Source organism: Bradyrhizobium sp. SZCCHNRI2009, from assembly GCF_032485115.1.
Classification (GTDB): Bacteria; Pseudomonadota; Alphaproteobacteria; order Rhizobiales; family Xanthobacteraceae; genus Bradyrhizobium.
Genome location: NZ_JAUEUH010000007.1, coordinates 165962 through 180000, shown reverse-complemented (window position 1 = coordinate 180000; position 14039 = coordinate 165962). Strand labels below are relative to the sequence as shown.

General features: G+C 62.5%; 7 protein-coding genes, 2 tRNA genes and 2 rRNA genes (1 of these 11 cut by a window edge). 4 read left to right on the top strand and 7 right to left on the bottom strand.

The genetic code is table 11. The features are described from left to right. From QX041_RS24430 to QX041_RS24415, 4 genes are all read right to left on the bottom strand, one after another. Window positions 1-1229, bottom strand: a 23S ribosomal RNA gene (locus QX041_RS24430); it reaches 1616 nt to the left of the window's first position. A gap of 423 nt (window positions 1230-1652) precedes the next feature. Then, window positions 1653-1728 (bottom strand) — tRNA-Ala (locus QX041_RS24425). Between the two features lie 53 nt (window positions 1729-1781). Further along, a tRNA-Ile gene (locus QX041_RS24420) sits at window positions 1782-1858 on the bottom strand. A 233-nt stretch (window positions 1859-2091) separates the two neighbouring features. After that, window positions 2092-3580 (bottom strand): 16S ribosomal RNA (locus QX041_RS24415). The 16S and 23S rRNA genes sit together here with 2 tRNA genes alongside, the layout of an rRNA operon. An 802-nt stretch (window positions 3581-4382) precedes the next feature. Between QX041_RS24415 and QX041_RS24410 the strand changes: the two genes are divergently transcribed. Beyond that, the gene (locus tag QX041_RS24410) at window positions 4383-6446 is read left to right on the top strand and encodes a M23 family metallopeptidase (protein WP_315718088.1); all 2064 of its coding nucleotides are present in this window, start codon (window positions 4383-4385) and stop codon (window positions 6444-6446) included. 99 nt (window positions 6447-6545) lie between these two features. Here the strand turns inward: QX041_RS24410 and clpB are convergent, their stop codons facing one another. Then, on the bottom strand, window positions 6546-9185 hold the full coding sequence (gene clpB / locus QX041_RS24405) for an ATP-dependent chaperone ClpB (protein WP_316166772.1): 2640 nt from the start codon (window positions 9183-9185) through the stop codon (window positions 6546-6548). 223 nt (window positions 9186-9408) lie between these two features. Here clpB and QX041_RS24400 point away from each other — a divergent pair, with 223 nt between their 5' ends. Next, a complete protein-coding gene (locus QX041_RS24400; RefSeq protein ID WP_316166771.1) occupies window positions 9409-10194 on the top strand; it encodes an MOSC domain-containing protein in 786 nt (261 codons plus the stop codon). A 199-nt stretch (window positions 10195-10393) separates the two neighbouring features. Here the strand turns inward: QX041_RS24400 and QX041_RS24395 are convergent, their stop codons facing one another. Further along, window positions 10394-11050: a TIGR02594 family protein gene (locus QX041_RS24395; RefSeq protein WP_315718092.1), complete on the bottom strand. Its 657-nt coding sequence runs from the start codon at window positions 11048-11050 to the stop codon at window positions 10394-10396. A 256-nt stretch (window positions 11051-11306) separates the two neighbouring features. Here QX041_RS24395 and QX041_RS24390 point away from each other — a divergent pair, with 256 nt between their 5' ends. Continuing rightward, on the top strand, window positions 11307-12167 hold the full coding sequence (locus QX041_RS24390; RefSeq protein WP_316166769.1) for an alpha/beta hydrolase: 861 nt from the start codon (window positions 11307-11309) through the stop codon (window positions 12165-12167). Between the two features lie 262 nt (window positions 12168-12429). Here QX041_RS24390 and QX041_RS24385 read toward each other — a convergent pair whose 3' ends face one another. Next, window positions 12430-12849: a secondary thiamine-phosphate synthase enzyme YjbQ gene (locus QX041_RS24385; protein WP_315755973.1), complete on the bottom strand. Its 420-nt coding sequence runs from the start codon at window positions 12847-12849 to the stop codon at window positions 12430-12432. A gap of 371 nt (window positions 12850-13220) precedes the next feature. On the opposite strand from QX041_RS24385, the gene QX041_RS24380 reads away from it, so the two are divergent. After that, on the top strand, window positions 13221-13952 hold the full coding sequence (locus QX041_RS24380) for a BTAD domain-containing putative transcriptional regulator (RefSeq protein WP_315826647.1): 732 nt from the start codon (window positions 13221-13223) through the stop codon (window positions 13950-13952). The last annotated feature ends 87 nt before the right edge of the window (window positions 13953-14039 follow it).

Here is a 14039-nt window from a genome sequence, read left to right as displayed (position 1 = left end):
GAGCCCCGTTACATCTTCGGCGCAGAAACCCTTATTTAGACCAGTGAGCTGTTACGCTTTCTTTAAAGGATGGCTGCTTCTAAGCCAACCTCCTGGTTGTTTTGGGATTTCCACATCCTTTCCCACTTAGCCACGAATTGGGGGCCTTAGCTGTAGGTCAGGGTTGTTTCCCTCTCCACGACGGACGTTAGCACCCGCCGTGTGACTCCCGGATAGTACTCTCAGGTATTCGGAGTTTGGTTGGGTTTGGTAAGACGGTAAGTCCCCCTAGCCCATCCAGTGCTCTACCCCCTGAGGTATTCGTCCGAGGCGATACCTAAATATCTTTCGCGGAGAACCAGCTATTTCCCAGTTTGATTGGCCTTTCACCCCTAACCACAAGTCATCGGAGCCTTTTTCAACAGGCACCCGTTCGGTCCTCCAGTGAGTGTTACCTCACCTTCAACCTGCTCATGGCTAGATCACTAGGTTTCGGGTCTAATACAACGAACTTGACGCCCTGTTCAGACTCGCTTTCGCTACGCCTACGCCTATCGGCTTAAGCTTGCTCGTTAAATTAAGTCGCTGGCCCATAATACAAAAGGTACGACGTCACCCAGAACGCATCTTGGGCTCCGTCTGTTTGTAGGTGTCCGGTTTCAGGTCTATTTCACTCCCCTCGTCGGGGTGCTTTTCACCTTTCCCTCACGGTACTGGTTCACTATCGGTCGCTGAGGAGTACTTAGGCTTGGAGGGTGGTCCCCCCATGTTCAGACAGGATTGCACGTGTCCCGCCTTACTCGAGCATGAATGCTTGCATTACCCATACGGGGCTATCACCCTCTGAGGCCCTGCTTTCCTGACAGGTTCTGGTTGGCTTACATTCATGACTGGCCTGGTCCGCGTTCGCTCGCCACTACTAGCGGAGTCTCGGTTGATGTCCTTTCCTCCAGGTACTTAGATGTTTCAGTTCCCTGGGTTCGCTTGAAACCTCCTATGGATTCAGAAGTCTCATACCTTCTCTTGATAACCGGAAATCCAAAACCTCACGGCCTTGAATTCTCACAGTCTCCTGGTCGAACACCAAGACCAAGGTCTTGGAGTTCCGGCTATCGAAGGTGGGTTTCCCCATTCGGAAATCCGCGGATCAAAGCTTCTTCGCAGCTCCCCACGGCTTATCGCAGCGTAGCACGTCCTTCATCGCCTCTCAGCGCCAAGGCATCCACCGAACACCCTTAAGGCACTTGATTGCTCTCATTATCAATGTCCACACACTCGGCAGAATGTTCACCGCTCCCACCGTCCCGAAGGACTAAGCGTTGGAGCAGCGCGGACACTGATTAGAAAGACCAGCTTGCTTCTTAAGATCGAACCGATGGCCGTGCGGTCAAGCGCAGCCAACAGAGTCATTTACAACAGACAGGATGCTTCACAGCTTCCAGCCTGCGCCGAAATGACCCGGAGATAGTGAAGTGTCGGTGCATAGTCGAAGCGCGGACCGCTTGCGCGGTGACGCTCCATTGCACGACCCAACTCGGATCGATCTCCTCTTCACGATGTCAGATAACACGCAGTCTTCTGTAATCCCGGTGAGGATCAGAAGATGCGAAGTGTTGTCTCGCGGACGATGTTGAACCAGCGCTGTCAAGCGATCGCTCGGCAATCAGACCATCTGGTGGAGCCAGACGGGATCGAACCGACGACCTCATGCTTGCAAAGCACGCGCTCTCCCAGCTGAGCTATGGCCCCGTAACCAGAAGACGAATGCCAAGCCAGACCAGAGAGTGAGAGACGCCAGAAAGTGGTGGGCCTGGGAAGACTTGAACTTCCGACCTCACGCTTATCAAGCGCGCGCTCTAACCAACTGAGCTACAAGCCCTAACGCTCGAAGCTCGTCGCCACCCTGCCCGTGAGGGCAAATGCAGCAACCGCGCAGCCCCAGGCAGCGTGTTCGTCCGCGAAGAAAGAGAAACGAAGACGGCGAAATCCCGCCAATGGAGCTCACGCAAGACCTGGCGGTCTCGGTGGCCCCTGATGTTTCTAAAACAGCTCGATAGCTGATCAACCCGAAGGTCGATCGATCCGAAGATCATGCTGAAGAGCCATCCTTAGAAAGGAGGTGATCCAGCCGCAGGTTCCCCTACGGCTACCTTGTTACGACTTCACCCCAGTCGCTGACCCTACCGTGGTCGGCTGCCTCCATTGCTGGTTAGCGCACCGCCTTCAGGTAAAGCCAACTCCCATGGTGTGACGGGCGGTGTGTACAAGGCCCGGGAACGTATTCACCGTGGCGTGCTGATCCACGATTACTAGCGATTCCAACTTCATGGGCTCGAGTTGCAGAGCCCAATCCGAACTGAGACGGCTTTTTGAGATTTGCGAAGGGTTGCCCCTTAGCTTCCCACTGTCACCGCCATTGTAGCACGTGTGTAGCCCAGCCCGTAAGGGCCATGAGGACTTGACGTCATCCCCACCTTCCTCGCGGCTTATCACCGGCAGTCTCCTTAGAGTGCTCAACTAAATGGTAGCAACTAAGGACGGGGGTTGCGCTCGTTGCGGGACTTAACCCAACATCTCACGACACGAGCTGACGACAGCCATGCAGCACCTGTGTTTCGGGCTCCGAAGAGAAGGTCACGTCTCTGCGACCGGTCCCAAACATGTCAAGGGCTGGTAAGGTTCTGCGCGTTGCGTCGAATTAAACCACATGCTCCACCGCTTGTGCGGGCCCCCGTCAATTCCTTTGAGTTTTAATCTTGCGACCGTACTCCCCAGGCGGAATGCTTAAAGCGTTAGCTGCGCCACTGGTGAGTAAACCCACCAACGGCTGGCATTCATCGTTTACGGCGTGGACTACCAGGGTATCTAATCCTGTTTGCTCCCCACGCTTTCGTGCCTCAGCGTCAGTATCGGGCCAGTGAGCCGCCTTCGCCACTGGTGTTCTTGCGAATATCTACGAATTTCACCTCTACACTCGCAGTTCCACTCACCTCTCCCGAACTCAAGATCTTCAGTATCAAAGGCAGTTCTGGAGTTGAGCTCCAGGATTTCACCCCTGACTTAAAGACCCGCCTACGCACCCTTTACGCCCAGTGATTCCGAGCAACGCTAGCCCCCTTCGTATTACCGCGGCTGCTGGCACGAAGTTAGCCGGGGCTTATTCTTGCGGTACCGTCATTATCTTCCCGCACAAAAGAGCTTTACAACCCTAGGGCCTTCATCACTCACGCGGCATGGCTGGATCAGGGTTGCCCCCATTGTCCAATATTCCCCACTGCTGCCTCCCGTAGGAGTTTGGGCCGTGTCTCAGTCCCAATGTGGCTGATCATCCTCTCAGACCAGCTACTGATCGTCGCCTTGGTGGGCCATTACCCCACCAACTAGCTAATCAGACGCGGGCCGATCTTTCGGCGATAAATCTTTCCCCGTAAGGGCTTATCCGGTATTAGCACAAGTTTCCCTGTGTTGTTCCGAACCAAAAGGTACGTTCCCACGCGTTACTCACCCGTCTGCCGCTGACGTATTGCTACGCCCGCTCGACTTGCATGTGTTAAGCCTGCCGCCAGCGTTCGCTCTGAGCCAGGATCAAACTCTCAAGTTGAACTTGAAGCTTTGAACCGGCTGATCACAACGTTTGACGAGGTCCCACCAATCAGTACCCACGCTTCACAGCGCAAATACCATGGTGTTACCTTTGAAACATTGTCCGCCGAAGTCTTCTCGTCCGATCCCAGAACCAAAAGCCGAAGCCCTCAATCCCGAGACCCGCAAGGACTCCGCCGTCCACGTTTCTCTTTCTTCATCTTCACTTGTCAAACAGCCCGGGACCTCGGTCCCACCCTCGGATGGAGGGGCGCCCAACATCTTCCGACGTCGATGAGCAACCGGGTTTTACCGGTTGTGCATCACTCAACAGAAGTGAGGAGCAATATTGGCGCGAATGCTCGCCTCGGTGTGTCCCGAAGCGGCGCCGCGCTCAGTGATCGGGTTTATAGGGGGGGCCGATCGGGGTGTCAACGCCCAATGTCAACAAATCGTCGCATCGAATCATTTTTTTCCGGACAGCAGGAGAACCCCGACTTCTTGCGGACTTCGTGCCCCACTTGGGCCACAATCCTGCGACGATTTGTTAAGCATCGACCTGGGTTGATTTGGGTCCAGCGGGGACTGCCATCGATTCAAGGATGATCCAGATCAAGGAAGTGGCGAGCCCTTCGCCTGATACGGCCGAGACGACATCGAGAGATCCTGAAGAACAATAGCGGTTTGCGGATTCCGGCTTTCCAGCCAGAGAGTCTCGAACCGTCAGAAGCGCGCCATCATTCCGAGCCGTTTGTCTTGGACGTTAAGCCAACCGGCAGCTGAGTGATCTCGGTGCTGACTTTGAATTTGGGGGACGAAGGTTGAACCATCGGACGTCACGCGGGGGGTATGGACGCGAGGTCGGCATGATCGATCTCGGTCATGAGCCGCCGCTATCGGTCGATGGCTCCGAGGCCGCGGTGATCGACCGCCGCCGCGTTTCCGTACAATGGTTCTCTGGTACGATTCTGACGGGTCTATGCGGCGCAGCCCTCATCGGCGGCGCCGTTTTCGCCTCGCTCGACGGCGAAATGACCTTCGCGCGCATGCCGGAGCGGATGGAGAGCGCGCTGCGCGGCGCCTTCGGTGCCAATGACCGCGTCGCCACCCTGCGCAAGAGCGACCGCCTGCCGCCGCCGAGCGAAGCGGCCGCGGCCCGCAATGTGGTGCGCATCTCGACCGTGACCCGCGCGGGATCGCGCGAGCTCATCCGGGTCCGTCCCTATGTCCGGATCTCGGGCAACCTGTCGATGACGACGAGCGATCTTTCCGCCAAGATCCCGCCGTTCAACGCCCAGCGCCTGCTGAGCGACACCGACAACGACAAGACAGGGTCCGGCGAGGATCCGAACAATCCCGAGGCCGTCGAGCCCGACGCCGAGGTCTCGTTCGTGACCAAGGATCTCGCCGCGGTGCTCCCCAAGGCGAAGATCGCAACCTCGGTGGCGCTCGACGAAATCGTCATGCGGGTCCGTGATGCGGCGAACTGGCGCGGCAACAATGGCGGCGTACGCTACGCCTCGCTTGCCAATGCCGCCGCCGACGCGGCCGGCGCGCAGGCCGTCCAAGGCGGCGACCTGAAACTGTCCTATGCCAATGACGGCACCTTGCCCGATCCTTACGCCGGCTTCGAGACCCGGGTGGTGCCGGAAAATGTCACCTTGCTCCCCAAGACCAAGGACCAGATCACCGGCGGCAATCCACTCGGCGAGCGCGTCCACCTGGTCAAGAAGGGCGATACCGTCGCCTCGATCCTGCGCGACCAGGGCGCGACGCCCGACGAAGCCAAGGCGATCGCCGCCCAGCTCGGCCCGCGCGGCCGTGACGGCGGCCTGAAGGAAGGCGAGAAACTGCGCATCCTGATGGCGCCATCCAGCCCTGCCCCCGGCGCCCGGCTACAGCCGTTCCGGGTCATCGTCGCCAACGACACCATGATCGAGGCGGTGGCCGCGCTGTCGGACCTCGGACGATACGTCGCCGTGGACGCGCAGAGCATGAACACGGTCACCGAGACCGCCGACAACACCAATGACGAGGAGGATGACGGCACCGGTGTCCGCCTCTATCAGAGCATTTACGAGACGGCGATGCGCAACAAGGTGCCCGCGCCGGTCATCGAGGACATGATCCGCATCTACTCCTACGACGTCGATTTCCAGCGCAAGGTGCAGCCTGGGGATTCGTTCGACGTCTTCTATGCCGGCGACGACGACGACAAGCCTGGCAACAACGACAAGACCGAGGTGCTGTTCACTTCGCTGACGGTCGGCGGCGAGACCAAGAAATACTACCGGTTCCAGACCCCCGACGACAGTGTCGTCGACTATTACGACGAGACCGGCAAGAGCGCGAAGAAGTTCCTGGTGCGCAAGCCGGTCAACAACGCGATCATGCGCTCCGGCTTTGGCGGCCGCCGCCATCCGATTCTCGGCTTCGTGAAGATGCACACCGGCGTCGACTGGGCCACCGCCTACGGCACCCCCATTTTCGCCTCCGGCAACGGCGTGCTCGAGAAGGTCGGCCAGGAAGGCGGCTACGGCAAATATATCCGCATCAAGCACAACAACGGATACGAGACCGCCTACGGCCACATGTCGGCGTTTGCCAAGGGCATGGAGCCCGGCAAGCGCGTGCGCCAGGGCCAGGTCATCGGTTTCGTCGGCTCGACCGGCATGTCGACCGGCCCGCACGTCCACTATGAGATCCTCGTCAACGGCCGCTTCGTCGACCCGATGCGCGTGAAGCTGCCGCGGGGCCGGTCGCTCGAGGGCCCGATCATGGCCAACTTCGAGAAGGAGCGCGACCGCGTCGACCAGATGATGACCAGCCGCGGCACCGGCGCCTCGCGCATCTCCGACGCCGGCCCGATCCAGGTCAGCCGGTGAGCGAGACCCCTCGCCCCCCCAAAGGCGCGTTCAACTGAAAACGGCCCGCGCTGATCGCTCAGCGCGGGCCGCTTCCGTTTCAGTTCGGCGAAACGCCGCTCAGTTCAGCTTGCGCTTCGGGATCGGCGCCTCGAACGTCGCGATCTCGGCAGTGTGCGGCACCTTGCCGTTGAAGGTCAGCACATTGCCTTCGGCCGAGATCGTCATGTGATCGCCGTCCTTCACGTCTCCGGCGAGGATCATCTCGGCGAGCGGATCCTGCACGCTGCGCTGGATCACCCGCTTCAACGGCCGTGCGCCGTAAGCCGGATCCCAGCCCTTGGCGGCAAGCCAGTCGCGCGCGTCGCCATCGAGCGACAGCGTGATCTTGCGCTCCTCCAGGAGCTTCTGGAGACGCGCGAACTGGATCTCGACGATCCGACCCATCTCGCTCTTCTGCAGGCGGTGGAACAGGATGATCTCGTCGACGCGGTTGAGGAACTCGGGTCGGAAATGGCTCCGCACCGTGCCCATCACCAGCTCGCGCACCTCCGACGTATCCTCGCCCTCCGGCTGATTGACCAGGAACTCGGAGCCGAGATTGCTGGTCATGATGATCAGCGTGTTGCGGAAGTCGACGGTGCGGCCCTGGCCATCGGTCAGGCGGCCGTCGTCGAGCACCTGCAAGAGAACGTTGAACACGTCCGGATGCGCCTTCTCGATCTCGTCGAACAAGACGACCTGGTACGGCCGGCGCCGCACGGCCTCGGTCAGCGCCCCGCCCTCGTCATAGCCGACATAGCCGGGAGGCGCGCCGATCAGCCGCGACACCGAGTGCTTCTCCATGTACTCGGACATGTCGAGCCGGACCATCGCGGTTTCGTCGTTGAACAGATACTCGGCGAGCGCTTTCGTCAGCTCGGTCTTGCCGACACCGGTCGGCCCTAGGAACATGAACGAGCCCATCGGCCGGTGCGGGTCCTGCAAGCCGGCACGCGAGCGCCGCACGGCGGTCGCGACCGCATGCACGGCTTCGAACTGGCCGACGACGCGCTTGCCGAGCGAGTCCTCCATGCGCAGGAGCTTGTCCTTCTCGCCCTCGAGCATCTTGTCGACCGGCACGCCGGTCCAGCGCGAGACCACCTGCGCGATGTGGTTGGCGGTGACCGCCTCCTCCATCATCTCCCCGGCATTCTCCTTGGCCTCGATGTCGGCCAGCTGCTTCTCCAGCTCGGGGATGCGGCCATAGGCCAGCTCGCCCGCCTTCTGATACTCGCCGCGGCGCTGCGCGTTGGCGAGCTCGATGCGCAGGCCGTCCAGCTCGCTCTTGAGCTTCTGCGCGTTCGACAGCTTGTCCTTCTCGGCGCTCCATTTCGACGTCAGCGCCGCCGACTTCTCCTCGAGATCGGCGAGCTCCTTCTCCAGCACCTGCAGCCGCGTCTTGGAGCCGAGATCGCTCTCCTTCTTCAAGGCCTCCTGCTCGATCTTGAGCCGGATGATCTCGCGATCCAGCGAGTCCAGTTCCTCGGGCTTGCTGTCGACCTGCATCTTCAGCCGCGCCGCCGCCTCGTCCATCAGGTCGATGGCCTTGTCGGGCAGGAAGCGGTCGGTGATGTAGCGGTTCGACAGCGTGGCCGACGCCACCAGCGCAGAGTCGGTGATGCGCACGCCGTGATGCTGCTCGTATTTGTCCTTCAGGCCGCGCAGGATCGAGATGGTATCCTCGACCGTCGGCTCGGTGACGTAGACCGGCTGAAACCGCCGCGCCAAGGCCGCGTCCTTCTCGACGTGCTTCTGATACTCATCGAGCGTGGTCGCGCCGATGCAGTGCAGCTCGCCGCGGGCGAGCGCGGGCTTCAGCAGGTTCGACGCATCCATCGCGCCGTCGGCCTTGCCGGCACCGATCAGGGTGTGCATCTCGTCGATGAACAGCACGAAGCTGCCTTCGGCCGACGTGACCTCCTGCAGCACGGCCTTCAGCCGCTCCTCGAACTCGCCGCGATATTTCGCGCCGGCGATCAGCGCGCCCAGATCGAGCGACAAAAGCCGCTTGTCCTTCAGGCTCTCCGGCACGTCGCCATTGACGATGCGCAGCGCGAGGCCCTCGACGATCGCGGTCTTGCCGACGCCGGGCTCGCCGATCAGCACGGGGTTGTTCTTGGTCCGACGCGACAGAACTTGAATGGTGCGGCGGATCTCCTCGTCGCGGCCGATCACCGGATCGAGCTTGCCGTCGCGCGCCGCCTGGGTCAGGTCGCGGGCATATTTCTTCAAGGCGTCATACGCATTCTCGGCGGTCGCCGAGTCGGCCGTGCGGCCCTTGCGCAAGGATTCGATCGCTGCGTTGAGGTTCTGCGCGGTGACGCCGCCCTTGGCGAGGATGCCGCCAGCTTCGCTGTTCTTCTCCAGCGTCAGGCCGAGCAGCAGCCGCTCCACCGTGACGAAACTGTCGCCGGCCTTCTCAGCCGCCTTCTCCGCCGCGTCGAAGGCGCGCGCCAGCTCGGGCGACAGATAGATCTGCCCGGCGCCACTGCCCGACACCTTCGGCAGCTTGCCCAGCGCATCCTCGGTCGCCTTCAAAATCGCACGCGAATTGCCGCCGGCGCGATCAATCAGACCGCCAGCGAGTCCCTCGCCGTCGTCGAGCAGGACCTTCAGCAGATGCAGCGGCGAGAACTGCTGATGGCCGTCGCGCATCGCCAGCGACTGCGCCGATTGGATGAAGCCCCGCGCGCGCTCGGTATATTTTTCGATATTCATGATGTTTCCCTCAGCCTGCTGTGACGCCCCGAAGGCACGGCTTCAGCATCTTCATTGGGTTTCGGACCGCGCACGTTGACGTCCATCAACGCCGCAACCATTGACGTCGCCGGCTTGCGCCCGGCTTGAGTGGAAATGTGGGAAGGCGGTGCGAAAACGGAAGAGGCCGCTTCACAAATTCGTGTGCCCTGGCCGCGGCCAAGGGAATCTCCTATGAGGCGGCATGAGCCAGACCCCTCCCGCGCGCATCGCCGGCCTGTACCGCTATCCCGTCAAGGGCCTTACCCCGGAACCATTGCGGAGGGCGCCTTTGCGGGTCGGCCAGACCCTGCCGGCCGACCGCCGCTACGCGCTCGAGAACGGTCCCAGCGGATTCGATCCCGCAGCTCCGGTGTGGAAACCGAAGACGGCGTATCTGATGCTGATGCGCAACGAGCGCCTCGCCGGCTTCAAGACCATCTTCGACGACGCGACCAACATCCTCACCATCCGCAAGGACGGCGCGATCATCGCCCAAGGCGATCTCGAGAGCCCCGACGGCCGCGCGGCGATCGAGCGCTTCTTCGCAGGCGAGTTCGCCGCCGAGCTGCGCGGGCCGCCAAAGCTGCTGTCGGGCGGTGGTTACGCTTTTACGGATCTGGCGCGCAAGGTGGTCTCGATCATCAACCTCGCCTCCATCGCGGAGATCGAGACCTTGGTCGGCGCTCCCGTGCACCCGCTGCGCTTCCGCGCCAACGTCTATGTCACCGGCTGGCCGGCCTGGCACGAGACCTCGCTCATGGGCGAGACGCTGCGCATCGGCTCGGCGCGGCTGAAGGTCGTGAAGACCACCACCCGCTGCGCCGCCGTCAACGTCGACCCGGACACGGCCGCCCGCGACCTCGACATTCCGCCCGCGCTGATGACCCGGCGCGGCAACAATGAATGCGGCATCTATGCCGAGGTGATCGAAGCCGGCGATATCGCCGTTGGCGACGAACTCGCCGTGGAGCAGCCGCGGCTGGTGTAGTTCGAGCGCTGGCTGCATCGGCGGCGCGCCCCCTCTCCCGCTTGCGGGGGAGGGTGGGGGCCGCCCCACCCGAAAATCTTCGTGTGGAGAGACTTCCCCCACCCGCATCGCATCGAAGATGCGATGCGACCTCCCCCGCAAGCGGGGGAGGCGCACACCGAGCGAGCCTCGACGGCTCGATTCATTAGTTCGAGATTGGTTAGTTCGGCATCACGTAGGCGTACACCCGCCCCCGCGACACCGCGCTCTCGCGGACACGGTTGCCGTTGTTGCCGGAGATGACGATCGGGTTGCCCTGGGCATCGACGCCCGACACCACGCCGACGTGGCCGCCGCCGCGGCGGCTCATCACCGCGATCGCGCCGACCTGCGGGCCGGAGACGCGCTGGCCATAGCTCGCGAACGAGCGCGCCATGTCGGAGCCGGTGCCGCGATGGCCGGTGCGCTCCAGCACCATGTTCATGAAACGGGCGCACCACAGGCTGCGCCGGCCGGTCGGATTGCCGCTGCCGATGAAGCTGCGCGCCGCGGAAACGACGCTGCTGCCGCCGCCGAAGCCGCCGGACGACGCCATGCCGTCGGACGCCGTTCCCGGCATCATGACGCTGGCCTGCGCGTCGGCAACGCCGCTCACCTGCACCCGCGCCACGCCGCGCTCCCAGCGCGACAGCCGGGCGACGGAACGCCGGTGGTGATGATGCCCTGCGTAGTGATGGCCGCCGTGGCTGCGGTGGGCATGATGCCCCGAGCCGTGATGCGGACGGGCCGATGCCGGTGTTGCGGTGACGGCGACGACTGCCGAGCACATGGTCAGCGCAACGACGTGAAGCGACCGGCGAAGGGTAGACACAACCATACTCAATCCTTCTGTTACTTCCCCCAGTACCCTGACTTGGCACCCCCTGGTCCTCAGCGCGGCCCCTCTGCAAGCCGCCAGCGGGGTCCGTAAAAAGTCGCGGTGTGACGAAACCATGACCTTCGGCGGCGAAAGACTGGCGACGAGAGGGTGATTCCGGGTCTATCTTGAGGCGAAAACAAGGCTACTGGCCCGGCCATTGTCGCGTGTCGCGCGACTCGTCAACATGCGGCACGTGACACGGGAGGAGCTGACGATGCCCCACGCAACGGCCAAAGACGGCGTTCGCCTCTATTTCGAAGAGGTCGGCGCCGGCACGCCGCTCATCTTCCTGCACGAGTTCGCCGCCGACCACACCAACTGGGAGCCGCAGTTGCGCTATTTCGCGCGCCGCCACCGCTGCATCGCCTACTCCGCGCGAGGCTACACGCCCTCGGAGGTGCCGGCCGCGCCCGACGTCTACAGCTACGTGCACTTCTACACCGACGCCCTGGCGGTGCTGGACCATCTCGGCATCGACAGCGCCCATTTCGTTGGCCTGTCGATGGGCTCGTACTCCTCGCTGCAGGTCGCGCTGAACGCGCCCGGCCGCATCCGCTCGATGGTGCTGGCCGGCGTCGGCTCCGGCTCCGACCTCACGCAGCTCGACGCCTTCCGCGCCCAGTGCCGCGCCACGGCCGAGCAGTTCGAGACCCTCGGCTCGGCCGAGACCGCCAAGGTCACCCGCGAGGCGCCCGGCCGCATTCCCTTCCTGATCAAGGACCCACGCGGCCACGCCGATTTCTACGCCGCACTCGCTCGCCACGACGCCAGGGGCTCGGCCAACACCATGCGCGGCTTTCAAGGCGCGAGGCCCTCGATCTACATCATGACGGATGCGATCCGCCGCGTCGCCACGCCCGCGCTGATCATTTGCGGCGACGAGGACGACGCCTGCATCGAGCCGAGCCTGTTCCTCAAGCAGCACCTGCCGGCGTCGGGACTGACGTTCTTCCCGAAGTCCGGCCATGTGCTGAATCTGGAGGAGCCGGCGTTGTTTAATGAGGCCGAGGAGCGCTTCATCACCCTGGTCGAGGCCGGCCGTTGGGGCCTGCGGGATCCAAGGTCGATGGTGTGATGACCTCCGGAAGCGCCTCTCCTTCGTGGCTGAATCACCGACGCCTCGCAGCCCTGCATTGTCGTCCCTGCGAACGCAGGGACCCATAACCACCGGCTTCAATGGGACGATGGCTGGTAGTTGTGCCTCACCGATAGATTCCGCGGTATGGGTCCCTGCGTTCGCAGGGACGACAGCGGAGATTGTGGCACGGACCAACCCGGCCGTGACGACATGGGTCAGTCGGAGGCGTCAACGCATCCGGAAACGGCGACACCGCCCCCTACTCCCCGATGATCTTGATCAGCACGCGCTTGCGCCGACCGCCGTCGAACTCGCCGTAGAAGATCTGTTCCCACGGACCGAAGTCCAGCCTGCCTTGCGTGATCGCGACTACGACCTCGCGCCCCATGATCTGGCGCTTCATGTGGGCGTCGGCATTGTCCTCGCCGGTCCGGTTGTGCCGATAGCCCGCGACCGGCTCGTGCGGCGCCAGCTTCTCTAGCCACTGCTCGTAGTCGAAATGCAGCCCGCTCTCGTCGTCGTTGATGAACACCGACGCGGTGATGTGCATCGCGTTGACCAGCACCAGCCCTTCGCGCACCCCGCTCTCCTTCAGCGCCGCCTCGACATCATCCGTGATGTTGATGAAGGCGCGACGGCCCGGTGTCTGGAACCAAAGTTCCTTGCGGAACGATCTCATCGGAACAATCCAATCTTCCTGACCATGGAGCATGCGGCACGACGGTGTCCGACGTGGAGTGTGGCGTAGCTCACAGCGTGCGGTTCCGGCTGCGCCCAGACTGGACCCGATGGAGTGCATACTGCAAGCCACAACGGCACGGTCTCGCTTCGTCCTACAATCCAAGATTGAACCGAACGTTGCTCGGACAGACTTAACTGCATTGCCGATCTCATTTCGACGATGACAACGAACAGCGTGGCGGCTCGCCGTTCGGCGACGACCGTGCAGACCTGATCGGGCTGCAGCCGCTCAATCTCATCGCACGAGAAGCTCGACTTCTGCAGGCAAGGCGCCGATCGCAGCGAGTCGCCATTCAGAGGAGAGAGACAATGAGTCTGCTGCGTATCAATCTCTTTGGCGGTCTTGAAATCAGACGCGTCTCCGGCGAGCAGGTCGTCATCCCAAGCCGCAAGGCGGCAACGCTCCTGGGCTATCTCGCCCTCACCTCTCCGCACGGCATTTCACGCAGCAAGCTTGCCGCCCTCCTGTGGGAAGGCCGCTTCGGCGACAACGCGCGCGCAAACCTGCGCCAGGCGCTGTTGACGCTGCGCCGGGTGCTGCCGCAATGCACCGAGGTGATCTCGGCGGAACGCGACGACATCCGCATCCATCCGAACGCCGTCACGACCGACGTGCAGGAATTCGAGGTGCTGCTGCAGCTCGGCGATCTGGAAACCATGGCCCGCGCCGCCGCGCTGTTCCGGGGCGAGTTGCTCGACGGCATCAGCTCGACGTCCTGCGCGTTCGAGGCATGGCTCTCCGCCGAGCGTCAACGACTGAAGACGCGGGCGATCCGGGCGATCGCGGGCCTGCTGGACGTCGGCGGCCGGGAACATGTGGAGATCGCCACGACGTTCTCATTGCGTGTGCTGGCCGCAGATCCGCTGCAGGAGGACGTCCACCGCACCTTGATGCGCTGCTACGCGCAGCAGGGCCGCCGTGCCGACGCCCTGCGTCAATATGACTTCTGCCGCACCGTGCTGCGAAAGCAGGTCGGCGCCACGCCGGAGAGCGAAACCGAGAGCCTGCAGCGCGAAATCAGGCGCATGCTACGCGTCTGACGATCCGCGTGATCTTGCTCCATGCGTTCCACACATGATCGATTTTGACGGCACTTTCACGCCCCGCTTGACACTTGCATCACGGCC